Raw genomic sequence first — 24440 nt, 5'->3', positions numbered from 1 at the left:
AACGGTGTCATCACTGCTCTGGTAGTAGCTTGCATGTTACTCATGCTCATATCTCTCGCCCTCATTGGAGTACTTGTGCGTAAGCCCGGAATGTCCCTCTTCGCTACGCTGTCCAGCATCACTCTAGGCTTGTTGCTATATTTCCCAACCGCAGGTGGCGCACTGTTTCCACACGCACTTGAGATGTCGCCAATATCTTTTGGGCTACTTCTGCTTTTCGGGGTTCCTCTCGCAGTGGTCATCTGCGGGCGGCTGATTCATAAACAATGCTCACACACAAACCATTAGACATTCTCTCGGCGCCGGCTCGGGAGTAGGAGTTGATTGCTAGGCTACGTCCCTTCTGCACAGAAGAGAGATACCCACAGACGCACAAACCAGCAGCCAGCAAATTATGAAAATGAAAGCGACTAAGCCTGAATGCAGCGTGTTAACCCCGGGCGAAGATAGGAGGCTAAGCAATTCAGTTCTGTCCAACGCTGCCGGAAGTGAACCAATATTCCCAGTCAAGGTAAACCCGTGCAAGACTTTGAAGAAGCCAGAAGAGCCGGACAACATTCCAATGCCAAGCGTTTCAATGCCGAAGGTCCAGCCAAGGCCGAGCATCACAGCACCCAATATCGACCTGGTCAGATACCCGAATAGAGACCCCAAGACTGCATATGAGAAGAGCCCGAGAGCCGTGGCGCCAAGACCCAACATCGTTCCGCCGAAATCAAAGTCGAACCCCGCACCTTGAATAGCGGTGAAAATAGTGGAGCAAATAGCCGCTGCAATAAAAGAACACAAGGCCATAATCAAGGAGACGACCGCCATGGTGACCAATCGGCTGACTCCAAGCCACCAGCGTTTGGGGATTCTTACCAAAAGGACACCCAAGGTCCTTGACTCGTAGTCACTGCAGACCAGGATGGCTCCCACTGTGACGCCAACCGGGATGGCATAAAGAGGGACAGAAGCTGTAACGTATTCACCCAGCACCGACAACTCGAGGCCTGCCCGTAGAGCTTCAGCAGCTTCGGGCCCGATTGCATCGGTCGCAGTGTGGTAGACGATGTACGGAATTACATAAGCAAAAATCACGATCTGGAGAACCCAGATGAGCACAGCTATCCGAATCGCCGGCCTAAGGGTCGCCGCTTTCACATCTGTGCGAACGATCTGCCATAAATCTGTTGACGAGCTTTTCTGGACACTAACAGTACTCATTTCACTGCTCTTTCTGAGTCATCGACAGATAGGCGGCCTCTAGGGAGTCTCGTCTTTTGACGGACCTGACCTCGATATCCTCCTTGACTAGGACCTTGACCAGATCGGATGCATTCACATCCTCCGGCAGATAGGCAAGGAGGCTTGACCCCTCGGCCTTGACCTTGACGCCCATGGCCTCCAATAGCCGTGCAGCCTTAGCTGGGTCTCCCACTTGCAGCTCTAATGGAGCCTTACCGTTGAACTGTTGACGAAGCTGCTCTGGTGTACCGTTAGCCACAAGTTTGCCAGATTCCAGGACGGTGACAGTGTCGCAAACTTGCTCAATTTCTCCTAGCAGATGGCTGGAAAGCAAGATTGTGGTTCCGGACTCCCGAAGGGCCCTCATCAAATCTCTCGTTTCCGCAATCGCCTGCGGGTCCAGGCCATTGACCGGCTCATCAAGAATTAGCAACTCGGGCTTGCCTAGAAGGGCAATGGCTATTCCGAGGCGCTGCTTCATGCCGAGAGAGTATCCTGAGGCCTTATCTTCAGCTCGATTGGCCAATCCAACAAGATCGAGGATACGCTCACATTCAGCAGTGTCCACACCGAAATATCCGGCGAATAGGGCCAAATTTTGCCTTCCACTAAGGTGCTTATAGAAGGCAGGCATTTCAATCAACCCACCCACCTTGTGGGCCATCTGCCCGGCAGGCCGTCCGAATACATTAACGGTGCCGGATGTGGGTCGAATCAGATTAAATAGGCACTTCATCAACGTAGTTTTACCGGCCCCATTCCTACCCACTAGCCCATGAATGGCACCCTTTTCTACAGAGAAATTGAGGCCATCAAGCGCCACCATTCCTGTCCGGTAGGTCTTACTCAGACCATGACAGTCAACAACCTTTTCCATTGGCTCTCCTATAGCTTCGAACCAGTTTGTCTTCAGGAGCGGTACCGAAATCACTGTACTTATCAGCTAGCAGGTAACCAGTTTTTTCCACTTGCGAATCTTGGTTCGGAAGGTGGTAAACGGGGCGACCGTGTTGATATGCACCCACTTCCACACCGGCCACGCCGATGGCGTGGAAGATGCCCACGCCCGCTGCCCAGACTCAAACAACTCCGCTTCAGTCAGGCCACCCACCATCTTGACCACTTCACCAAGCAAGTTCCCGAACTGGTCAATCAACTCTTCAGCAGGTTCTTGTTCCCAACGCTGGTAGAACGACTCATACAAGCCACCCAGCTGGTTCCACTTAAAACCAGGGGCCGGAGTCACCACATCTTTGCCCGCTTGCTCGTCACGTTCCCAGCTGAGCAATAGTTCTATCCAGCCCACCTGGTAGGCGATCATCTGCCGGGGCGTGCGATCAACACCATCAACCAGCCGATCCCAGCCATCATCGGGCACGTCTGCGAACTCGCCGAGAAATAGACTGCCGCGTTTAGCGATCTCTACCTGCAGCTCAGTGCCAGATTCATATGATCTCACCGCACACCTCCTTGTGAAGCAGCGTTAGTTTCATGCTCCGCTAGAGCATTAAACCATGAACCTATGCCCGATTACGAGAAATACGACACCCGCTAACGCGGACTTATTAAATCCGACGTGGAAGTTGGAGCCACCTGAGAGAATCGAACTCTCGACCTATTCATTACAGGTTCCATGCCTTTGCCGGGGCGCTTGAAAACAGCTCAGCACTACGCTTAGTTTTTTTACTCTTCTGCTGGCAAGTCCGGCAACTACGGCGAGTGTCCCCATGCCGGCATTGCCAGCAAGTCCGGGAATTTTGCATCGACACATAGCACGATCAAATACGAGCTTCGTTACATCATCGATAATTCAATACAGCCTTACCGGGGCAGTTACAAATATCCTCATGGAAAAAGACAATCCACGTAACGAACACGTCCTCGATCAGTGGCGTCTGGCGATGGCCGCCCAGTCACTTTCCCAAACAACGATTACTGAGAGAATCCGGGTCGTCGGTGCGCTAAGCAGAGACACCTCTGTAACTGCGCTTGAGATGAAATCCGAGGACATCGTCTCCTGGCTAGCCCAGCGCCCGAGCGCTTCCACTAAGTGGAGCTACTACACCCATTTGAATGCCTTCTATCGCTGGGCATTACGAATGGCTCTCATCAATAAGAATCCCCTTGACGTAATCCCTGCGCCCAAAAAACCGAAGAGCGCACCCCGCCCCATCCCGACCGAACTGATAACCACAGTACTCTCCTCAAACCTCCATATCCGCACGCGCGCGATGATCGTTCTCGCCTATTACGAGGGTCTCAGAACGCATGAAATCGCTAAAATCCGCGGAGCTGACTACGACCCACTAACCACCCAACTAACCATCCTCGGAAAAGGAGGAAAAATGGCTTTCATAGCCGCGCACCCCAAAGTGCAGGAAATTGCAAAACAAATGCCTCAACACGGCTTCTGGTTCCCCGCATACGTGAAAGCCGGGCACATAAGCCCTAAATCGGTAGGATACACGATAAAAACGACGTTCAAGCGCCACGGAATCACGATGACGGCTCACCAGTTACGGCATTCCTTCGGAACCGATCTCGTTGCCAAAGGCGTTAATCTTCGGGTAGTTCAAACACTCATGCGCCACGAGAGTATCCAATCCACAGCCATCTACACCCAGGTAACAAACGCTCAGCAACAACTTGCAATCGAAAACCTATAGAAGGAAATCTCCATGATTATCGCTATCTGCAACCAGAAAGGCGGCGTTGGTAAAACGACGATTGCCACGAATCTCGCACACCGCATCGCCCGCACCTCCAGTGCTCATGTGTTGCTGGTGGATGCTGACCCGCAAGGCTCGGCAACTACGACGCTCGGCGTCGAAGTAGACGCCGATACCTTGACCGTCAATGATGTGCTTGCGGCGGTGTCCGCCGGAGCGCCACCCGAAACAGCCCGCCAAGCAATACTGGAAGTGCCTGGCTGGGGTATTGATCTACTCCCCGCCGATAGAGCGTTGTGGGATCGGGAAAACGACACCACGCTCGGCCGGGAATACAGGATCAAAACCATCCTCGCTCCCCTGCATGATGCTTACGAAACTATCGTGGTGGACTGTCCGCCATCCTTGGGGATGCTCACCACCGGCGCTCTCGTCGCCGCCGATGTGGCGTTGATCGTCACCACGGCACGGGAAACCGCCTGCGATGGCGTCGCGGAAATGATCACAACCATCGCCACTATTAAATCTCTATATAACCCGGCTCTTGAGCTTGCGGGAATCCTCGTGAACTCCTACCAGCAAGGGCGCTTGGACACGAAGCGGTGGCTGACCGAGCTAGAAGCCACTTATGGCGACTACCTGCTCGCTCGGTATATGCCGATGAGGGAAGCATTCCCCCACACCGCAACCAACCACACCCCCATCAATAACGGTGACCCGCTGATTGAGGAAGCATTCAAGACGCTACAAGCCGCCCTTGCCGGCAACGCCGCACCAGCCGTACCTGCCGCGCCTGCCGGCACTCGGGCACCCGCCGTACTTGCCAGCAGTGCCGCACCCGCCAGCACCGCCAGCCATACCAGCACGGCGGCCCTGGGGGCTTGCTCATGAAACCCGTCCTCGACCTCACCTGCGGTGCCAGGATGATGTGGGTAAACAAGCACGACGAGCGCGTCACCTACTGCGACAACACAGCCGAGACCCACACGCTCTGCGACGGCCGCACCCTCACAATCAACCCCGACCAAAGGGAAGACTTCCGCGACCTCTCGTTCCCAGACAACACGTTTTACCTCGTGGTCTTCGACCCACCCCACCTCAACCACCTAGGAGAATCCTCCTGGTTGGCGAAAAAATACGGGAAGCTCGCACCCTCCTGGGAAGACGACATCAGGGCCGGATTCGAGCAAGCCTTCCGAGTCCTACGCCCAGGCGGCGTCCTCATCTTCAAATGGAACGAAACCCAAATCCCACTCTCCCGCATCCTTACCCTCACCCCGGAAAAGCCACTCTTCGGCCACACCGGAACAAGCAGCAAAACCCACTGGATCACTTTCCTCAAAACACCGACCAGTAAAGGAACCCAGCAATGAAAATGACGAAAAAAGACGCACTGCGTTACCTCTCCGACCCAACCGACACTATCTATCGCAAGCTCCTGAGAAACGGGGCCGTGGAAGCCTGGAACGGAACATCAATAAACGCCAGCCTCGCCGAATGCCGTCTCTCCTCAGACGACTGGAAGAAAGCCGGCAACCACGTCATCAAAAACGGCACCGATAAAGACCTCGTGGATCTCTTCTTCCTGCTTGCCGAAGCCCAAGGCATACTCGCGCGGGTCGTCAAACACTTAGACAAGATCAAAGCCGCATACGAAACCACCATGGAAACGGAATAACAATGAAAAAGCCAGACACACACGCGTTGCGCACACTCAAGAAAGCACCCATCACCAACCCCGTCGTCGCTGCCAGCACCGAGACACCCGCCGTACCAGCCGGCAACGCCGGCACGCCCGCACCTGCCGCACCCGCCAGCAATGCCGGTGCGCCTAGCAAACGCGGGGTAGAGAAAGTGAAAATCACCCTCCGCCTACCCCGCGAAACCGCAGACATCATCCGCGGCGCCTGGCTCGCCGACGTCGCCACAGGCAACAGAATCTCCCTATCCGAATGGGCAACCACCATCATCACCGACCACATCAACACGGACGTGACACCCGTCCCGGCAGGTGCCACACCTAAAGGAATCATCTAACCCACAACCCCAAGATTGGAGACATTCTCATGTATTTCCTCAACCCAACCTCCCAACTGACCACCCAGGATGTGCGTCAAGCGGTACGTAATCTCGTCATCGACACCGGCCTTGCTGAGATCGAGAAGCACGGCATCCCCGATAGTGCCCACGATGTTGAGGACACGACCGGGAAACTCGCACACGACGCCGATGCTGTTTTCGATGCCTGGGTATCCAGCATCATCGAGGCCACCCGCCGACACCTCGCCGACGAAATCACCGAAACTCTCGCGAGCGGAAACCACAAGCGGATGAAGCAAGCCGAACGTTACAGCTCGGAATACAAGGAATGCCTAGCACGGGCAGAAACGGCCCTCGAATGCGATAACCAAGAACTCGCCGACGAAGCACGCTGTGACGCTACACAAGCCTGGGGTAAGCACATGTACCACAAGGCTCAAGCCCTCCTTTGCATCGAGCATTGCTGCCGGATCAGCGACCTCCGGCACTTCACCCCCACACTCGATGACGTGGAAAAAGAAGACAACCCGATCATCGTCGTCACAGACACGGACGGAGACGAATAAATGACCCCCACACCAGAGCAGATTATCGCGGCCACCCGCGAACACTTCGCAAAACAAATGCTTGATCTTCTTTTCCGTATGGGACGGGAATATGACCGGGAAGCCAGCGCTGCTTATGAAAGCCACTCTGAGGCTTGCAGGGAAGCTGAATATGCCCACGAACACGGTCTTTCAGAGCTTGAATATGACGCCTGGGGAAGATCACGCGACGCATACACACACTACGAGCACGCGCGGGGCATGGATCACGCGTGCGGGAAACACCGGATCTATATTCGGGAATTCCTGGACAAGGTTCCTACTCTGGCCGAAATCGGTATCCCAGATGCCCAGCCGGCCGAAGATGCTCCGATGGAGGTGAGTAAGTAATGCGGCCAGAAGAAAACCTTGCCAGCCATGCCGGCAACGAGACACCCGCCGCACCCGCCAGCAATGCCGGCACAGCCGTACCCGCCAGCAACACGGGTATGGATCGTAATGCCGGCTGGAAGCTGCTCGCCAGTTTCATGAACCGCATGAAAGAAAAAGAGCAAAACGGCACCTGGCAAAGCTACCGAGACACTAGCGACGAGGAGGGAGACACCGATGGGTAACAATATTTATCCAGGCAAGAAAACCGCCTACTGCTACACCTGCAAGAAACCCCTGCATTATCTCGGCATCGCCGCACACCGCGCCCTCCATCACCGCGACCGCGGTATCGACTGCACCATCCGCTACACCCACGGCGATGTCTACACCTGGAAATACTCCCAACTCAAAAACCAAAAAGAAAAGGAACTCTCATGAGCATGAGCACCGGCCCCCTGGACGAGGGCACCATCATTTTCAAGAAAATCAGCGAAGACGAAATCGGGATCACCGGCGTCGCCCTCACCCCCGGCAGCCAGGCCGCTGTCACAACAAAAAACGGCGACGTTGTCACTGTTCTGGTTGGTGAGATCATCGACGAACAACAAGGAATCCGCACCGCCACGTTCGAGTGGATTGAGGAAGACCCCACCGAGACCCTTGAGCCGGGCCAAGCGATCTACCGCAAAGACAACCATTTAGGTCAATACATCATTGTTGGACGCGACCTCACAGAGGGTGCTACCGCAACCGTGATCACCAAAAACGGGACACAACATGAGGTAACGGTGGGGGAAATCCAAGCAGATGACGGCACTGTCCAGTCCGCGCTCTACCGTCGTAACTACCCGCCCATCCCGGAAGGGCAAGCTATCTATCGGCACAATCCCGACACCGACGAATACTTCATCGAAGGCCCGAATTTGGAAGAAGGCAAAGACGTCACCGTCATCACCAAAAACGGGAAAACCCACACCGTCACGGTTGATGACGTCATCACGGTCACGGAGGAAGGCACAGTGCTTGCCACCTACATCAAACACAAGCTCACTGACGCCGAATTAACCAAAGGTGGGCGGTGTATCTTCCGGGAAATCGACGGAACCTGGTTCGTCATCGGCCAAAACCTCGCTATCGGGCAAAACGCACGAGTCTCTACCCGCAAAGGCACCCAAACGGTAAAGATCACGGCGATCACTAAGGAAGAAGACGGGATCCAGACCGCCCGATACACGTGGCCGAAAAAGAAGAAAAAATAGGAGCCCCTAACCCAAAACTCCCAGCCCCTAGCGTTGTGTCTAACGTGAGGACTGGGAGTTTTTACGTGGCTGGCAAGGCTGGGCTGGGACATCCTGTTCCGATATGTCCTATGAGTGCGTACAGCGGCGAAGGTTGCTGGTGAACTCGCCTAGGTTTGTTGAGTAATTAGGGAACGCGGCGTGTAGGTACTCGGTGCTTGTGGCGTAGACGAGTACCGTGTCGCGTCGCCCGGAAAACACGTCTTCTTCTTCGTTTTGGTTATACCAATCAATAGCCTGGCTAATATCACTACTGGAAAAAGGCGAAGCGTACAAAACCTGTTCTTCTCGGTCATATTCGAGAAGATACAGGTTAGGGCCAAGAGAGCCGAAAGCCTTCCCGATACTCTGGAAAGTTGCATCTGTTGCGTCTACAAGATCGACGCAAATCTGCTTGGAGCACGGTAACGCTTCGAGCTCGCGTTTGAGCGCTTCCCGACCATTGGGAACATTAGATGCTAACGGGCGGTCTTCCTCGAGAGTGAAAAGGGCCGAGGCCAGCTGGAAAAATCGCCTTATATCTTCGTAGGAAGCGCGCGATCCTGCCAGTTTTTCAGGGCTCTTGTAATCCTGGCCGTATATCGCGCTTGCTGCTTCGACTCCCGTTGCCCACGAGTGCTGGAGTCTCGTCCTGATCTGGATTTCCACTCGAGAAGGTAGTGGTTCACCGGGTACGACGACGATGATGTGACATGAGCGGTAGCCACTATCTTGGGGACAAGCAATATAGTCTTTGATTCCGCGGGATTCTTTCACATCCAAGCGGCGTAGTACTTCGGCTACGGCAAGGTCTACTTGCTCGCAGGTTTCCACGATAAGCCGGCACCCGCCTATGTCGTCCATGGAGCCGAGCTTGAGGTTGGTGTTCTTGCGTGAGAGTTTCTTGAGAATTGAGCTGATTCGCTTCAATCGGAAAGTCACAAGAGAGTGCGGGATGAGCGTGGATATTTGCTGTAGTTCCTCAAAAACAGTACGTGTAGGCTCAATTTGCATAGAACGCCATGCTTGCACGAGGCGGAAGTATTCTTGAATCTCCTCGTCTTCTCCGACGCGAGCAAGGTCTCCACCGTGTGCGACGTACGCCTGCGCTAGGGCTTTTCCGGCTTTGTTAGCTTCACCCCTGGATATAGGCCGCACACTGTCTTGCATGGTAGAATCATAGCAATTACGGATATTGAGGTAAAAGGAGGCGAGATGGCTAAAGTTGAAGATGTAGCAGCGCAGATTCTTGAGCGTTGCGGGCGTATGACCACCATGAAATTGCAAAAGCTTACGTTCTATTGCCAGGCTGCATATCTCGCCGAAACGGGATCTCCTATTTTTGAGGAAGATTTTCGCGCCTGGGTTAACGGCCCGGTTTCTCCGGAGTTATTCAGCAAGCACCGCGGTAAGTTCTTTATTTACCCCGGCGAGCTAACCAGTGAAGCCGGCACACTATCCGCTGACGCACTGACTGTTATTGACGGCGTTTGCGATGAACTCGGTGACTTGACCGCGAATGCTTTGGTCGAAAAGACTCACGGTGAGCAGCCGTGGCTTGATGCGCGTCAAGGTTGTGACCCGCAGTCACACTCCCAGGAGATCATCTCCAAGGAGTCGATCAAGGCTTACTACCGTACACATCCAGTCGTCGAATCCTTGCTGGTTTAGCGGTCATACTCGGTTGAAGGGGCAGCGTTGCGCTGCCCCTTCAACGTTGCGGGGCGCTGCCCCACACCCCGCTGGGGACACCCGTGCCCCCAGACCCCCGCGGGCCGGCCTTGCCCCACAGGGGCAGGCCGATAAAAACACCACCCAATACCACCACGCAACGTCCCAGCCCTAAGAAAACCCGAAGCACGCGGTGACTCCCACACGCCTCACCAGCATGGCATCATGGAAATATGGATATGAACATGTTCGCGGGCCTTAAAGACACCGGCCCAAAAGACGTACACTTTAACTGTCCGGGAATCCTTGCCAAGAAACTGCAAATTCTTGCAGTGGTCAAGGAAACAACCCTGACCGCCCTGATTGTTACTGCCCTGGAAAACTACCTCGAAGAGATAGAAAACCAAGAACAGTAACTGTTGAGGCTGGCTGGTAATGGAAGCAGCCCACCTCACACACTGGGCGACCATATTGGATGCGGCCGTGAGCTGGAGAACGCGCGACTTAGAAGCCCGGCCCTCCAATAATTTTCCCTTTTGTTTTGAGCCGACCCCTTGAGGCACAAAAATGGCGCCACCCCTTGGGTGGCGCCACCCCTATTTAATCCACCCCTTATCCTCAAGGACAGCAATGGACAACAACCCGAAAAACGCTTCCACACCAAAACCAGCGTATGGAGATATGGATATACCGCCACATGGAGGGTATTCTGGGAACCGGAGAGCCAGCAAAAGGCGCAAGGTGACGCCTGCGCCTAGCCAGCTTGCTTTTGACTTAGATGCCCTCATGGGGCTAACAGAAAGGACGAGCGATGTTGATCGACCCGAGGGACGCCGGCCAGCCACTCCAGACACGCGAAGTGTGGAGTCGCTGGGCGCAAAGCAACCCGGACGAATGGGAGGTAGCCCGCAAATTCTTCCTCGAGATGGAAACGTATCTACCCCCGAACTACTACCCGAACGCCGAGGTAGAGACGTGGGAACTCTTCCCACTGGATTGGGACTGGATAGGAGTGGACATGCCCTACGAGTTTCTGACCGATCAGGAGAACTACGAGGAGCTGTACGTCCCGCGGATGAAGGAAACCCTGACCGAGGCACTACTGCGAGTATTCCGGCGCGGCCTGGCGGTGCGGATCGAGGGAACAGCGATGAGCCTGGACGAGTTGATCAAGGAAGACTTCTGGATCGAGTCCTACCAGGTAGCACACCTACCCCTGAAGAAAGTGACGGGCAAGCCGAGGCAGGACGAGCCACCGCTCTTCCATCTGGCCTGGCAGGCAATGGAGGACACGGGCAAGATGCGAGGGGAGATCATCGACATGTTCACCTCAATGCAGACGATGAAATCAACACCGGATCGCAAGTGCCCGGCCTGGGTAGCCCAGTGGCAAGCCCAGAACCCGCCAATCGAATGGGAGAACCCGACAACGCCCTCCGAGATCGAGGGGTGTTGGTAGACCCACCAGTTCCTCATCTACGCACGCGGCCACAAGACACGATCACGGGCGTGCGTGCCCGCGTGTCCGCTAATATTCACGCACTCGAACTAGCCGAGCAGGGCGGGCTAACCGAGCGTGACCTCGAGCAGGTCGCGCTCTTTAGTGGGTGGGGCGGGCTGGCGGAAGTCTTCGACGAAACCAAACCCCAGTGGGCCGCCGTGCGCGAGCGTCTCCACGACATTCTCGGCGAGGAGGGCTATAAGGCTGCGCGGCGCTCTACTGTCAATGCCCACTACACCCACACCAAATATGTCGCGGCGATTTGGGATGCACTCAAAGCTGCCGGCGTTCAAAGCGGTGCGGGACTCGAGCCGGGGTGTGGTATCGGGCATTTCATCGCGCACGCACCCAACAACCTCACCATGACCGGCATCGAGCTTGACAGCACGGCTGCACGCCTGGCCCAGCTCCTCGCTCCCAGCGACACCATCCGAGCTGAAGGCTTCGAGACCACCACGCTACCCCCGGTCTTTGATGTGGCGGTAGGGAACGTGCCGTTCGCTGACCTCGCTTTATTCGACCCGGCCCATAATCCGGGCCGGCACTCGATGCACAACCACTTCATCATCAAATCCCTGGATTTGCTCAAATCTGGCGGCTATGCGGCGCTCATCACCTCCACCTACACCCTGGACGCGAAAAACCCGGCCGCACGCCGCGACATGTATGAGCGCGCAGACCTAGTGGCAGCTATCCGTCTGCCGTCTGGTGCTCACAGTGAGGCTGCCGGAACCAGCGTTGCTAGCGATCTGTTGATCTTCCGCAAACGCACTCCAGGCGAAACTCCGCAAGAGTTCACGTGGGAACACACCCACCCCGTGCGCCTACCCCGTAAAGACGGAAGTACCGCGATATTTGCGCTCAATAACTATTTCCTTGACCACCCCTCGAGTATTCTTGGTGAGCTTGAAGCCGGGAGCGGGATGGGTGGGCGCGACGTGCTCACCGTGCAAGGTAAAAAGACACCCACCGACGTCGCAGGTAGCCTCGCGGCCGCGCTCACCCGCGTATTTACTGATCTTCCCGAGCGTCTTGCATATAGCCCGCAGGTTATTGAGATCGACGCCGAAGCCCTCACCGCCCCGCTCGAGGAGGGCATGGTTGCTGGTTCTTTGCGTCCCACACCTCAAGGCATGGAGCGCCTCGCCGCTAGTGGGGAGTGGGAGAGCGTGCGTCTAGCGAAGAAATACGTTGCCGAGACGCATCGCTTATATGAGCTGTTCACGCTTGTCTCGCGTCTGGTTAGCGCGGAAGAAACCGCGCCGGCCGCAGACCCCGCGCTCGAAGTGCTCCGCACCCAAACCCGCACCGCCTATGAGGCGTATGTAGCCGAGTATGGTGCGCTGAATCGGAATACGAAAAGCATCCGTATCGACAAGAACGGCGAGGAAGTCTTGCGGGTGGCCTACCCGCAAGCCGTCCGAGTCTTGAAGAAAGATCCCCGCCACGCCCTCTTGTTTGCTCTCGAGAAATGGGATGACGAGACAGAACGCGCCACGCCGGCTGATATTCTCACCTCCCGGCAGTTGTATGCGCCCTATACGCCTAAAGGCGCACAAACGACCCGCGAAGCGCTTGCGATGAGTCTGGAGCAAACCGGTGGTATCGACCTTGCCTATATGCACTACCTCCTAGGCTTCCGAGAAGAAGTTATTGGCGGTCAGCTGATCGAGGAGGGCCTAGCATTCCTTGACCCCGAAACCGGCGTTCTTACCCGCGCCCCCGAATACTTGTCCGGGAACGTACGCGAAAAACTCAAGACTGCTCAATCGGCTGCTCAAACCGACCCCCAGTACTCCGTGAACGTGGAGGCGCTTGAGAAAGTCATGCCTGAGCCTATTGACTTCACGGAGATCACCCCGAGCATAGGCGCGAGCTGGATCCCGATCCGGGATTACCAGCAATTCCTGCGCGAAATGCTCGATGACGGCCGCCCGAGCCTCACGCTCACGAAGGACGGCGCATACTCCGTGAACTTGAGCGGCGCCCAGTCCCGTTCCTATGAGCAAGAAACCCGGTGGGGCACTACCGCTATGCGAGCCTCCGACATCTTCGTACGTCTCTTGAATGCGTCGCCGGTCAAGGTTGAACACCCAGACCCCGATAACAAAAACAAAAAGATTGTGGATATGGCGGCCACGGCCGCGGCCGTGGCGAAAGGCAAAGAAATCGAAGACCACTTCAAAGAATGGCTCTTCGCTGACGCCACCCGCACCGAGCGCCTCGTTCAAATCTACAACGAGCGCTTCAACTCGCTAGTGGGCCGCGATTACACCGACATCGGTAGTGGCCTCACCCTACCCGGTCTGTCCTCCTCAATCCAGCTCTATGACCACCAAAAAACCGCTATCGCCCGCATGCTCTATGAACCCACGTGCGGGCTATTCCATGAGGTCGGGGCCGGGAAAACCCTCGCGATGGTCTGCGCGGTCATGGAACAACGCCGACTCGGACTCGTCACCAAACCCCTCGTCGTCGTCCCGAACCACTTGGTGGGCCAATTCAGGAGCGAATGGCTAGCCGCCTACCCGGCCGCACGCCTGCTCACTTTAGAGAGTGAAGACATCTCCAAGGCCAATAAGGCTGAGTTTTTCGCCCGCGCAAGGATGGGTAATTGGGATGCGATCATCTGCTCCCACTATGCTTTCGGCCAGCTCCCCCTGGGTAAAGAAACCATCAAAGTCTACGAGCAGACCAAGCTCGACGAGACTCGCGCCCGTATTGCTTTTGAAGCCGCTCAATCCGGCGATGTCTCTGTCTCTAAGCTGGAGAGCAAAATGCTTGAGAGCGAAGCGTCAATTAAGCGCGAGATCAACGACGCCCAAAACCAGCACGACGAAACCCTTTTGTCGTTTGAGTCTCTCGGCGTCGACTATTTGGTCGTCGATGAGGCCCACGCCTATAAAAACCTGCCCGTCAAAGGAGCGGAGAAATTCGCGGGCCTGCTCGGCGGCACGTCGTCGCGTGCCCTCGACCTCGACATGAAAATCAACTACCTACGCTCCCAGGGAAGGGAGCGTATCTGCACGCTCGCCACCGCCACCCCGGTAGCCAACTCGATGGGCGAGATGTGGGTGATGATGCACTACCTACGCCCCGACATTCTCGCCGGTGCTGGCGTCGGTGACTTCACTGCCTGGGCACGCCAGTTCGCCTCCGCCTCCACTGCGGTGGAAATGAACGCCAGCGGCTCCTACGAGGTCAAGCAACGCTTCACCACGTTCAACAACTTGCCGGAGCTGCTCGCGATGTGGCAGACGTTCGCCGACGTCAAACTCACCAGCGAACTGGGCCTCAATCTCCCGGATATGAAAACACGTGGTGATGGTGAACGGCGCGCGGAAACCCTCGAGATTGATCTGGGCGGCCCGATGGAAGAATTCCGGGAGCGCTTGGAAGAACGCGAAACCGCCATCAAAGCCGGCATGGTCAGCCCAACAGAAGACAATTACCTCTGCTTGACGAATGATGGGATCACGTTCGCGACCGACTACCGCCTCTTCACCGAGAAAAACGCGGCCGCGCTCATTGGGGTCGATACTGAGGCGATTACCCACCAGAAAGTCGATGTGGTGGCCGACAACGTCTACCGGGTCTGGAACGAAACCAAAGACAACCAGTATCTGGATGAGACCGGGGAAGTCTCGCCCACGCGCGGGGCCTTGCAGATTGTTTTCTGCGATAAAGGCACCCCCAAAACAGACGGCAGCTTTGACATGTACCACGAACTCAAGCGGCTGTTGGTTGAGAAAGGTGTGCCAGAGAGCGCGATAGCGTTTGTTCACGAAGCGAAAAATACGCTTGAGCGCGACGGTCTCTACAAGCGTGCCCGCTCAGGCTCCATCCAAATACTGATTGGTTCGACTGAGAAACTCGGAACAGGCGCGAACATTCAAACGCGGGCGGTGGCGATTCATCATGTTGATGTGCCCTGGCGCCCAGCTGATCATATTCAGAGGAATGGGCGGGTCTTCCGCCAGAAAAACCAAAACCATGAGGTCGCCGAATACCGCTACTGCACCCTCAAATCATTGGATACCATGAAGTGGCAAACCCTGGAGCGGAAAGCCGCGTTTATTGGCCAGGTCATGACCGGGAAATACTCCGGGCGCTCCATTGAAGATGTCGCCGAGCGCCAGATGTCGTATGCGGAAACGAAAGCTATCGCCTCCGGAGATATCATGCTTATGCGGTCGGTTGATTTGAAAAACCAGATCCAGGGCTTGAAGAATGAGCGGGCTGCCTGGCGTACAAAAAACGCCAACATAGCCTCGAACTTAAGGCTCTTAGGAACCACGGGTATGTTCCTGGGTCGCTATGGGGATGCTCTCGAGCGCGTCCAAGAAACCCTCACCAATCCGCCTGCGCCGGTTATCAAGTTCGATGACACGACCGTGACCGAACGTAAAGTGGCCGCAACGCAATTGAATGATGCTTTGAGCGTACTGCCAAGCTATATTTTCCGCACGGCCGCATCGCGCGGCGCGGGCGCTATCTCGTGGAATCCGGTCTATAGCCTGCCTAAAATCGAGATCAACGGCGTTCCTATCGCCTTCGGTATCACGACATCATATTTAGGTAACGGACACGGCCTGGTCGCCGTGCCCGCAGCGTTTGCTCAGCAACTTGAATACTATCGCCGCTATTTTCCCGATAAAAGCGGCCTAGATATTTCCGTGGAGGTGCAGTTCAAAGGAACCACCATCCCGCGCCTGGACTACCACTATTTTGTGAGGCTGGAGAACATGATCGGCAAACTCGATGGTTTGCAGGAGAAGATAAAAGAATACCAAGCCAATATCGAACGCGAAAAAATGCGCTACGGGAGCGAAACGGAGGAGCGCTGGTCGGGTGAGTCTAAACTTGCCACGCTGGAAGCCGAACTCAAAACGATTACCGCGAGCCTCAGGGAAGGTAAACGCACCCAGCAACAAACCATAAACCTATAAAACGCGAGCACGGTAAGGCCCGTACCGCGCGCGGTGTGCGCGGTACGGCCCTTACCTTATAGCTTCCGTTATTGTTGCGGGAAGTGTTCACTCACGCCGACATTTTCGCCCCCATCGACACCGCTTTGATGTTCAGGCCTCGCCTCATCGTCGCCGGTATTCGAGTCACTGTCCGCGCCCGGGGCGTTACCCTCGCCCGCGTTTTCCGTGCCCGCATTGCGGTATTTTTTGAGCAAAAGGCGGCGCTCATTATTATCAAGCGCGAACGCTTGCACGATCTGTTTGACCGGCAAACCCGACTCAACCAGCACGCCGCGTAAGTCCACGAGCGTTGCTCGCAGCTCGCGCAATTCACCCAGCCTTTTCTCGAAATCCGAGACCGCACCGATGCGCTTTTCCAGCTTTGCGTAATCCGGAGCGATCAGCGGGCTGTCTTTCAAGGCCGCTATTTTCTTCCTCACCACAACCACCACTTCAATACCTGTCGGTGTGGCGTAAGTTCCCGAAACAAAATATTACCACCCACCACTCTTCCATTCCACGCGCCCCGCGCGCCCACCACCAACGCCACCACGTTTACCGCCGGAGTGCGTGTCATTTTTGATCTAAAAAATGAACCCACCCACCACCAAAAACGCTACCCAGCTATGTGCGCTGCCGGCGCTGCTCTGTACCATTTTCCCACCCACTCCGCACCACAAAATAATGCTATAATGGCACGGCGGGTGCGCCACAATCATCTGACCGTCTGGGCTGCGTGTGGACATGAAATGTCCACACGCTATGCCACGCAAGACGTGGCGCCAAGCTTCGCTTGGCTAGCGGAATACACGCCGGCGGCGTGTATCTTTTCCGCTGGCCAGGCCGGCTACCCCGTGAAAAAACTTTCACGGAGCGAGGAACGAAAGTCGCCCCTACGGGCCGTGACTTTAGCCCTAGCCGACCGGCTTAGCAAGCTTAGCATTTGAGGATACAAATGCGCTTGCCCGCCGCCGCGGGGTGATATAGTATGGGGACACCCAAACCCGTTAAGGAGGAAGCGTGACAAGCGCGCCATCCTCCGGGAGGAAGCGCCGTATAGAGAAGCATCTCTATTTCGACGCTGAAGAATGGATGCGGGTGGAAGCGCGGATGCGCTCCCTGGGCCACACTAACTTTTCTGCGTTCACGCGCACACTACTGCTCGGCCGGCCCATACCAACCAGGCCAGACCGAGGCCCGCAGGCGGAAGCACTCCTGAGAGAGCTGAACAGGCTAGGCGTGAACCTCAACCAAATCGCACGCAACGTGAACTCTGCTCATGTGGCGTCTTTTGAGCAGGTTGAGGCAGCCAGAAAACTCATGGAACAAAGCAGGACTCTCATCGAAAGATTCACCTCTGGAGGCGGCCGTGGCGGTAACGAAACTGACCCAGATCAAGACGACGCTCGGTAAGGCAGTGGACTATGTATGCCAGGCATACAAGACCAACGGGCATCTTCTTGTTTCTTCGAATGCGGGCCTGTCGTGGGTGCCTGAAGATATCACGAAAGGCTTCATGGCCACCCACGCCGAGGCATCGTTCCATAAGAGTGTTGGCCGGCCTGGGAGCGTTCTCGCCCACCACCTCATTCAATCTTTCAAGCCCGGAGAAGCAGATGCCAACGAGGCACACGATATCGGAATGGAATTGATTCACGAGCTGTTAGGAGACGCCCATGATTACGTAGTGGCAACGCATGTGGATAAAGACCACATCCACAACCACATTCTTTTCAACCCCGTCAACCGCGACACGTGGAAGCGCTGGCGTTGCCCGAAGACCCGTGTCTATGACATCCGCGAGCTATCCGACAAACTCTGCCGGCAGCACGGTCTGTCAGTCATCAAGAACAGGCGCGGACACGGACGCGATAACAACATCGGTGACCTTTATGCCCAAGCGCGTGGCGACTCGCGTAAAGACGATCTGCGGCGCCTCATCGACGCCGCCATTAGCGAGACCGCTACCTGGGAGGGATTCCAAACCGAACTCGTCGCCCGCGGTATCAAAATGGAAACCAAAGGCCAACACATCCTCTTCACGCTCCCTGGCACGAAGCGATCTATCAGAGGTGCAAAGCTCGGTGCACCCTACACCCCAGCCGCGCTACGCGCGCGCCTCGGGCGCACCCAGGTCTTCGAATACGTCGCCCAAAAACACCTTATCGAGATGCGTGAGGACGGCACCATCGAAGTACTCCTACCCGGAACGCGTGGCAGTCTCGCCCTCGTGCTCCCAGCCTCGGCTATCTCTGATAGTGGGGGCGCCTACCGGCTCTATATTGACGCGGGTGCCGAGCTGACCATCATCAACACGAAAGACTTTTCGTTCCACACCCAGATCACCCCACGGCAGCTCTATACGTTCTTTACTCTCCCCGTGAACGCACCCCCAGCTTTGATTACGGGGAAGATACCGCGCGGGAAAACACCGGCCCAGCGCGCCTACTTCGCCGCCATCGACAACCAGTGCGAAAAGCTACGAGCACGGGCAGACGTCGTGAACCTCACCGCCCGCGCCGTACATATGGGCACAAGCGAACTCACCGCATACCGCGATGAGCTTCGCCTTGAGCGCGATAACCTCGTCGAGAAAAACGCGAGCCTCGTTATCGAACGCCAAGCCACGCTTGATGAAGGAAAGTCGAGTGAGGTTATTGATCGGAAGATCGACCGCACCACCACCCGCATCACCACGCTTGAGACCGCACTCAAAAGAATCGACCAACGCACCCAAACCAGGATCCAAGGAAAGGACATCACCAAATGAGTATTATGGGAGGCGAACAAATCGCCAATACAGTTACGGCAACACTCCTGCAAGCTGGCCTAAAAATCACCGGCTACTTCCTCACGAATTCCGTCCAGGCCGTTCGGCTCACCGCCCAAGGCGGCCTCAAACACCTCGCCAAAATGAAAGGCGTCGCGCCCAGTCAGCGTGACCATGGCCGCATGACCATCAAAACGCTCCAGCGCAAAGGTGGGGATCTCCACTCGGCCGAGATCACCCCGGAAAACCTTGCCGCTCTCAAAAAATACTTGCGGCGCACCGGCATCGACTTCGCGCTCGAGCGTGCCGGAGAAGGCTACTTCGTCCACTTCCAAGGAAGCGACGTGGCGCTCATGCAACACGCCTTGGCCCGCATCGAAGCCGACCTCACCCCCACGCGGCAACAGGCTAGCCAGAGCAAGCCGGGCACCGAAAAAGATACGCCGGAAAAAGACACACCTGAGAAGACGGCATCCAAGAAAGACGAGAAAGCACCAGAAGCAGACGCGCCCGCGCAAACCGGCGACGTCACCCAACCCGCCGATACCACCCCGAACGCCGACGCCGCCGCTCTGTCTGCCTCGGAAAGCCAGACACCCCAGGCACCGGCGACGTCGGAGACACTGCCGACGTCAGACGCGACGCCCACCGCTACGGTGCCGACGTCAGAGGCCGCGCCGGGAAAGAAACCGGTCACGAAAGAAAAAATCCAGACCCGCAGCGATGTGGCGCGTGCTATTGAGAAGAAAGCCCGAGCCAAAAAAGCCGCACTCAACGGGCGTCCGCCTGTGCCTGCCCAGGTGGTCTCGAAAAAGATGGGCCGGTAGAATCCCGTGGATATTTTCTGTGCCGGCACTATCGCCAACACCCCACAATGGAACCTCGAACACACCTCCTTGCGGTTCATTATCGAAACGCAGGCTGCTATCAAAACCACAGTGATAGCTAGTGGCCGCCTCGCCCGCTACCTCGGCGAAGAACTCGCATTACAGCGCGGCACTCAAGTACTTGCCTACGGAGCAATCGAGCAAGGCGAAGACGGCGGCATATTCCTCGCCCCCTATTCACTAGCCCCCGACTATTTCCCGGACTGGAGCACGCCATGACCCGCGGGACGTTCACGCTCATCACGGGCGAGCCAGCAGAGCGCGCCCTCGCCCAGCTCCTACGCGGTCACGCTCCCTTGACCGCGCTCACGCTAGCCGAGGCCCCCACTCATCCCGATGTCGCCCGCCTATTGCCCGCCAATGTGGAAGCGCTTGTTTACCGCGAGCCTGGCTTGTGTTTGATCGACACGGCCATCGACCCCCACGCTATCTTCGACACCCTCACCCGCCTACGCACACCAACGACCGATGTCGGTGACGCCGATGGTGTGGGTGTCTCTGACGTCACGACGTCAGAGACACCGCCACTCGCATCTACCGCTTCCACTCCCGACCTTGCCGACACCCAGGAAATCCCGCGGGTTTCTTTCACTTATGAGGGCCGGGCTGATATTGCGGCTGTGATCGAGACCCGCGCGAAAAAGAAAGCACACCAATGACCTACATCCTCACTATCCTCGGCCTCCTCCTCGCCTTCTGGTCGGGCAACAAGGTCTGTTTCCAGGTACGCAGCGACATCGAAGCCGAACTGCCACTCACGGATATTCTCGACCGCTTCTACCTCGATCTCCTTGAGCGGCCTTTCCACGTCTCTTTTCATGAGATCGACGCCGCCGTCGGATTGTGTCTTGCGGCCGCAATTGGCCTGAGTGCCCTCTACCAAAAAACGATGAAAGGCACCCGCCGCGACGGCGCCGAGCACGGCTCCGCGCGCTTCGCCACCCAGGCCGCGATCCGCCCCTACCGCGACAAAACCTATACGAACAACCTGCTTTTTACTCGCACCGAGCGCTTGTCCCTAGACGGTCGGAAAACCCAACGCAATCTCAACGCCCTCGTTGTTGGTGGATCCGGGTCAGGTAAATCCCGCTATTACGTTTTACCCAACCTCGCGCAATTCAATACGTCGTTCGCGGTCACTGACCCCAAAGGCGAACTCTATGCCCAAACACGCTCCCACCTCGAAGCCGCTGGATACAAGGTGCGATGCTTCAACCTCGTCGACTTCAACCTCTCCGCCAACTTCAACCCGCTCTCCTACTTCAAAGATGCCCGCGGTGAAATCGATATCAGTATCCTCGTCGAAAACTTCATCTCGAATACCACCGGGCGCAAACCCGCCACCTCGAGTGACTTCTGGGAAAAAGCAGAACGCGCACTCCTCACCGCCCTGGTTGCCTATATCTACTACACGAAAGGCAACACCGGCACGCTCATCGATATCGTCGACCTGCTCGCGCAAATGCAAGCATTCGAAAAAGAAGACGAGAGCAAGTCCGACGTCGATCTGCTCTTCGAAGCAACCAGCGAGCTAATCCAGGAAGCAGAAATAGCCCGCCAAGACCCCACCCAAGACATCTTCTCCCCCGAAGCTTTAGCCGCGATCGACGGGCTACGCTTCGCCGCCTCCCAATACAATACCTATTTGCAAGGCGCGGGAGAAACCAAAAAATCAGTGATTATCTCCCTCGGAGTGAGGTGTGCACCCCTCCACATGGCACCCATGCGGACACTTCTTTCTACCGATACCCTCCACCTCGAACGCATCGGCTTGGAGAAGACGGCGCTGTTTTTGATCATCCCTGACACCCACGCCGCCTTCAACTTCCTCGCATCCATTTTCTTCGAGCAACTCTTCGAAACGAATATTTATATCGCCGACCACGAAGCTTCACGACGGCTTCCTGTTCAACTCCAGGTGTTTATGGACGAGTTCGCGAATATTGGCAGGATTCCGTCTTTTGAGCGGAAGATTGCGGTCATGCGCTCCCGTGCCATCTCCGTATCCGTGATCGTCCAGAACATGGCGCAGGGCAAAGCGCTCTATAAGGAAGACTGGGACACCATCGTCGGCAACTGCGACTCAATCCTCTTCCTCGGCGGACAAGAACGCTCCACCACCGAATACTTCTCGAAGATGCTCGGCAAGCAAACGATCACCACCACAGATGTTTCTGAGAGCCGGGGCAGGAACGGAAACTGGACACGCGGCCACAAACGCCTCGGGCGTGAACTCATGACACCCGACGAGATTGCCCACATGAGGGCCGACTACTGCTTGTATTTTCTGCGTGGCCTTGACCCTTTCTACTCGAAAAAACTCGAAGCACCAAATGTGTAACCGCAACCAGTCGGGTTTAATCGCTCTCTTCTAAAGGGTCTCCCGACACAAAGAATCCTGGTTTCACGAACCGGAAATCTTTAGTGTCTATAGCTCACTATCCGTCGACATTATCCTTCTCCGAGGAATGCTTTAGCCATGCGCGAGGAACCGAACAGCAAGGTGAGGAAGAATACCGGGCCAGCAATCAACCCCGCCAAATTCGCCGTCAAGGTGGAGAGCATGTTATCCCCCGTCAAACTATTCACGTCCACCATCTCCACTTGGAAATACGAGTAAATCGTGATGCACAAGATGATAACCACGCCATGCAAGACCGCACCGGCGTAACGCCGCAAATATCCCACGCCGATGCTTTTCGTCTCCGGGTGCGAGAGGAAAACAAGCGGAAGAGTTGCGGCCGCACTCAAAATATAAATTTCCGCGAAACGCAACAACACGATGATTTTCACGCCGATAGAGGCAACAATGGAAAGCAGCCACGGCAAGAACAACACCAACATAAGACCCGCCTTATCGGCCATCCCGAGGTCGTCTACCGCTGTTTTCACCGACGCCGGAAGATCACCCCCGGCAACCGTGTCCGGGCTTTGCGCTACTACTCCGGCGGTGATTTTCTCACCCGCCTCATTAATCGAGGACAAAATGAGATCGACATTTGCTATTGCGATCAATATCAACGCGGCTTTCAGCAACGCGAGAGCGATCTGCTGGGTGCCGCTCTTGCTGTCTCCCTCATAACGGGTAGAAAGCCTAGCTAGCTCGAGCACGAGAATAATCGCGAGAATAGTCGCCGCCACAGGCTTTACCGCAACAGAATTGAGGCTCGTGCAAAACTCAAAAGCGCTCTGGTTGTAGGAGGCGATGTCTGTTTTCAGGTCATCGACCCCGCCCGCAAAGCTACCGCCGAAAATCGCGGTGAGCATCGCCAAAATAATCCCAGCCACAACTAGCCCTCCCTGTTAGTTTTCGCTCATGCGGATCACAACCGGAGGCTCTTCCCCGCACCACGAATCCGGGCCGACCGTTGTCCCCATTTTTTCGTTCCACGCGGCAACATTCCGGCCATCCCCTAGCGAGATCGCTACGTGCCCGGGCCAATAGAGAATGTCTCCTGGCTTGGCTTGGCTATAAGGCACGCGCCGCCCATACGACAACACACCCGTCGTGTCGAAGTAGTTGATGGTCACCCCGTGCTGGCGATATACCCAGGCAACGAACCCAATACAGTCCCAACCGCTCGGGGATTGTCCCCCGTGCACGTAGGGCACGCCTTGATAGGCGAGGGCCGTATCCAGAACTGCGCTCGACCCGCCGGGCACGCGAACTATTTCACCGGTCGCTGCCCGCCTACCCAGGTCTGGGTTGCGACGCACAACGATACGCCCGTCATCCAGGAACTTCTGAAGATCGGTGTGGGTGAAGCGCTCGAGGTAGTAGGCGGCGTTACCGTAATTCTCCGTGAGGAGGGTGCCGTCGGTGTTTGCGGCCGCATACCCGACGTGTCCGGCCGGGTGGTCATGCCCAGCCACCCCAGACTTGAACGAAACGACGTCACCGGTTTTGACGTCTTTTGCGTTACTGATAACAGGCCAGCCCGGCAAATTAGCGGTATCTCCCCACTGGGAGCCATTACCACCAGCAGGGGTTAGGTCACCGTGGGTGTAGACCCATTTACCAGGCCCGCCACCCATGTCCCGGTTCACCCGCCAATACACGAAGTCGGTGCAATTCCCGAAATAATAAAGCGTTTCCGGATTCACCGTGTTGAACACCGGCGTCGCGTTTCCTTTACTATCCCTGACTTTGTCGCGCCAGGGGTAGTCGTCTTGGATCGGGAAAGCAACCTCTGGAAGCTCATCATCGACAACGAGGTTAACGATCCAGTTGGGGATGAACGAGATAATCGCGATGATCATGATGGAGGCCACCAGCCCGGCTATCAAGACCGGGGAGGCAGCGATCATGGATACTGTGCTCGCAATGGCGGCTGCGATTTTCACGGACACCACCCGCCCAGCATTCAATGCCCGGGAGGCGAGCCTAGGCCGGTACCCACCCCGGTGAGCGGTAGCCCTGCCCGCTTTCCTGCCAGCCCGCTGGGCCTGCCGACTGCCCGGGGTCGCCCGGCGCAGTCCGGGCACGACGCTCGACCCCGAACGCGCAA

General features: G+C 56.4%; 27 protein-coding genes. 20 read left to right on the top strand and 7 right to left on the bottom strand.

Going from position 1 to position 24440, the window contains the following annotated elements:
• Positions 1 to 327: 327 nt before the first annotated feature.
• The 3 genes from AC5RK6_RS09115 to AC5RK6_RS09105 form a co-directional block, all read right to left on the bottom strand.
• The gene (locus AC5RK6_RS09115; RefSeq protein ID WP_087070309.1) at positions 328 to 1209 is read right to left on the bottom strand and encodes an ABC transporter permease; all 882 of its coding nucleotides are present in this window, start codon (positions 1207 to 1209) and stop codon (positions 328 to 330) included.
• Between the two features lies 1 nt (position 1210).
• On the bottom strand, positions 1211 to 2107 hold the full coding sequence (locus tag AC5RK6_RS09110) for an ABC transporter ATP-binding protein (protein ID WP_087070308.1): 897 nt from the start codon (positions 2105 to 2107) through the stop codon (positions 1211 to 1213).
• Between the two features lie 66 nt (positions 2108 to 2173).
• Positions 2174 to 2689: a ClbS/DfsB family four-helix bundle protein gene (locus tag AC5RK6_RS09105; protein WP_087070307.1), complete on the bottom strand. Its 516-nt coding sequence runs from the start codon at positions 2687 to 2689 to the stop codon at positions 2174 to 2176.
• A gap of 388 nt (positions 2690 to 3077) precedes the next feature.
• Between AC5RK6_RS09105 and AC5RK6_RS09100 the strand changes: the two genes are divergently transcribed.
• From AC5RK6_RS09100 to AC5RK6_RS09055, 10 genes are read left to right on the top strand one after another with little or no spacing between them, the layout of a single operon-like run.
• Positions 3078 to 3896 (top strand): tyrosine-type recombinase/integrase, encoded by an 819-nt coding sequence (locus AC5RK6_RS09100; protein ID WP_180948897.1) that lies wholly within the window; start codon positions 3078 to 3080, stop codon positions 3894 to 3896.
• Between the two features lie 12 nt (positions 3897 to 3908).
• On the top strand, positions 3909 to 4790 hold the full coding sequence (locus AC5RK6_RS09095) for a ParA family protein (protein ID WP_101657641.1): 882 nt from the start codon (positions 3909 to 3911) through the stop codon (positions 4788 to 4790).
• The gene (locus AC5RK6_RS09090) at positions 4787 to 5272 is read left to right on the top strand and encodes a class I SAM-dependent methyltransferase (protein ID WP_101657640.1); all 486 of its coding nucleotides are present in this window, start codon (positions 4787 to 4789) and stop codon (positions 5270 to 5272) included. The genes AC5RK6_RS09095 and AC5RK6_RS09090 overlap by 4 nt, the downstream gene beginning before the upstream one ends.
• A complete protein-coding gene (locus tag AC5RK6_RS09085; RefSeq protein WP_101657639.1) occupies positions 5269 to 5577 on the top strand; it encodes a hypothetical protein in 309 nt (102 codons plus the stop codon). Before AC5RK6_RS09090 ends, AC5RK6_RS09085 begins: the two co-directional genes overlap by 4 nt.
• A 2-nt stretch (positions 5578 to 5579) precedes the next feature.
• Entirely contained in the window at positions 5580 to 5936 is a 357-nt protein-coding gene (locus tag AC5RK6_RS09080; protein ID WP_101657638.1) for a hypothetical protein, read from the top strand.
• Between the two features lie 29 nt (positions 5937 to 5965).
• Positions 5966 to 6505 (top strand): hypothetical protein, encoded by a 540-nt coding sequence (locus AC5RK6_RS09075; protein WP_101657637.1) that lies wholly within the window; start codon positions 5966 to 5968, stop codon positions 6503 to 6505.
• Positions 6506 to 6874 (top strand): hypothetical protein, encoded by a 369-nt coding sequence (locus tag AC5RK6_RS09070; protein WP_101657636.1) that lies wholly within the window; start codon positions 6506 to 6508, stop codon positions 6872 to 6874.
• On the top strand, positions 6874 to 7098 hold the full coding sequence (locus AC5RK6_RS09065; protein WP_101657635.1) for a hypothetical protein: 225 nt from the start codon (positions 6874 to 6876) through the stop codon (positions 7096 to 7098). The genes AC5RK6_RS09070 and AC5RK6_RS09065 overlap by 1 nt, the downstream gene beginning before the upstream one ends.
• Positions 7091 to 7294 carry a hypothetical protein gene (locus AC5RK6_RS09060; RefSeq protein ID WP_101657634.1) on the top strand — a complete coding sequence of 68 codons (204 nt, stop codon included), beginning with the start codon at positions 7091 to 7093 and terminating at the stop codon, positions 7292 to 7294. The genes AC5RK6_RS09065 and AC5RK6_RS09060 overlap by 8 nt, the downstream gene beginning before the upstream one ends.
• Positions 7291 to 8115, top strand: coding sequence for a hypothetical protein (locus AC5RK6_RS09055; protein ID WP_101657633.1), 825 nt, complete (start codon positions 7291 to 7293; stop codon positions 8113 to 8115). Before AC5RK6_RS09060 ends, AC5RK6_RS09055 begins: the two co-directional genes overlap by 4 nt.
• A 108-nt stretch (positions 8116 to 8223) precedes the next feature.
• Here AC5RK6_RS09055 and AC5RK6_RS09050 read toward each other — a convergent pair whose 3' ends face one another.
• Positions 8224 to 9063, bottom strand: a complete 840-nt coding sequence (locus AC5RK6_RS09050) for a RelA/SpoT domain-containing protein (protein WP_435730971.1) — start codon at positions 9061 to 9063, stop codon at positions 8224 to 8226.
• Between the two features lie 285 nt (positions 9064 to 9348).
• Here AC5RK6_RS09050 and AC5RK6_RS09045 point away from each other — a divergent pair, with 285 nt between their 5' ends.
• The 4 genes from AC5RK6_RS09045 to AC5RK6_RS09030 all read left to right on the top strand — a co-directional run bounded on the left by AC5RK6_RS09045 (position 9349) and on the right by AC5RK6_RS09030 (position 16254).
• Positions 9349 to 9804, top strand: coding sequence for a Panacea domain-containing protein (locus tag AC5RK6_RS09045; RefSeq protein WP_101657631.1), 456 nt, complete (start codon positions 9349 to 9351; stop codon positions 9802 to 9804).
• A gap of 233 nt (positions 9805 to 10037) precedes the next feature.
• Entirely contained in the window at positions 10038 to 10220 is a 183-nt protein-coding gene (locus tag AC5RK6_RS09040) for a hypothetical protein (protein ID WP_101657630.1), read from the top strand.
• Between the two features lie 395 nt (positions 10221 to 10615).
• On the top strand, positions 10616 to 11263 hold the full coding sequence (locus AC5RK6_RS09035) for a hypothetical protein (RefSeq protein WP_180948896.1): 648 nt from the start codon (positions 10616 to 10618) through the stop codon (positions 11261 to 11263).
• Positions 11264 to 11325: 62 nt separating this feature from the next.
• Positions 11326 to 16254 carry a helicase-like domain-containing protein gene (locus AC5RK6_RS09030; protein WP_284902277.1) on the top strand — a complete coding sequence of 1643 codons (4929 nt, stop codon included), beginning with the start codon at positions 11326 to 11328 and terminating at the stop codon, positions 16252 to 16254.
• 68 nt (positions 16255 to 16322) lie between these two features.
• Here the strand turns inward: AC5RK6_RS09030 and AC5RK6_RS09025 are convergent, their stop codons facing one another.
• The gene (locus AC5RK6_RS09025) at positions 16323 to 16715 is read right to left on the bottom strand and encodes a hypothetical protein (RefSeq protein ID WP_180948894.1); all 393 of its coding nucleotides are present in this window, start codon (positions 16713 to 16715) and stop codon (positions 16323 to 16325) included.
• A gap of 580 nt (positions 16716 to 17295) precedes the next feature.
• Between AC5RK6_RS09025 and AC5RK6_RS09020 the strand changes: the two genes are divergently transcribed.
• Genes AC5RK6_RS09020 through AC5RK6_RS08995 form a run of 6 tightly spaced genes read left to right on the top strand, consistent with a single transcriptional unit; the run spans position 17296 to position 22273 of the window.
• Positions 17296 to 17688, top strand: coding sequence for a plasmid mobilization protein (locus AC5RK6_RS09020; protein ID WP_407705681.1), 393 nt, complete (start codon positions 17296 to 17298; stop codon positions 17686 to 17688).
• Positions 17645 to 19045, top strand: a complete 1401-nt coding sequence (locus tag AC5RK6_RS09015; protein ID WP_274734337.1) for a relaxase/mobilization nuclease domain-containing protein — start codon at positions 17645 to 17647, stop codon at positions 19043 to 19045. Before AC5RK6_RS09020 ends, AC5RK6_RS09015 begins: the two co-directional genes overlap by 44 nt.
• A complete protein-coding gene (locus tag AC5RK6_RS09010) occupies positions 19042 to 19872 on the top strand; it encodes a PcfB family protein (RefSeq protein ID WP_274734336.1) in 831 nt (276 codons plus the stop codon). Before AC5RK6_RS09015 ends, AC5RK6_RS09010 begins: the two co-directional genes overlap by 4 nt.
• Before the next feature lie 6 nt (positions 19873 to 19878).
• Positions 19879 to 20151: a hypothetical protein gene (locus AC5RK6_RS09005; RefSeq protein WP_101657624.1), complete on the top strand. Its 273-nt coding sequence runs from the start codon at positions 19879 to 19881 to the stop codon at positions 20149 to 20151.
• Positions 20148 to 20591, top strand: a complete 444-nt coding sequence (locus tag AC5RK6_RS09000; protein WP_101657623.1) for a hypothetical protein — start codon at positions 20148 to 20150, stop codon at positions 20589 to 20591. The genes AC5RK6_RS09005 and AC5RK6_RS09000 overlap by 4 nt, the downstream gene beginning before the upstream one ends.
• Positions 20588 to 22273, top strand: a complete 1686-nt coding sequence (locus AC5RK6_RS08995; RefSeq protein ID WP_274734334.1) for a VirD4-like conjugal transfer protein, CD1115 family — start codon at positions 20588 to 20590, stop codon at positions 22271 to 22273. The genes AC5RK6_RS09000 and AC5RK6_RS08995 overlap by 4 nt, the downstream gene beginning before the upstream one ends.
• A gap of 110 nt (positions 22274 to 22383) precedes the next feature.
• Here the strand turns inward: AC5RK6_RS08995 and AC5RK6_RS08990 are convergent, their stop codons facing one another.
• Both AC5RK6_RS08990 and AC5RK6_RS08985 read right to left on the bottom strand, forming a co-directional pair.
• Positions 22384 to 23220, bottom strand: a complete 837-nt coding sequence (locus tag AC5RK6_RS08990) for a VirB6/TrbL-like conjugal transfer protein, CD1112 family (protein WP_274734332.1) — start codon at positions 23218 to 23220, stop codon at positions 22384 to 22386.
• Between the two features lie 15 nt (positions 23221 to 23235).
• A partial coding sequence (locus tag AC5RK6_RS08985; protein WP_493926452.1) for a CHAP domain-containing protein occupies positions 23236 to 24440 on the bottom strand: 1205 nt, incomplete at its 5' end.

The sequence above is a fragment of the Actinotignum sp. usb-actsch-213 genome (assembly GCF_059085665.1).
The sequence above is the reverse complement of the archived record's forward strand: the minus strand, read 5'-3'. Positions and strand labels throughout refer to the sequence as shown.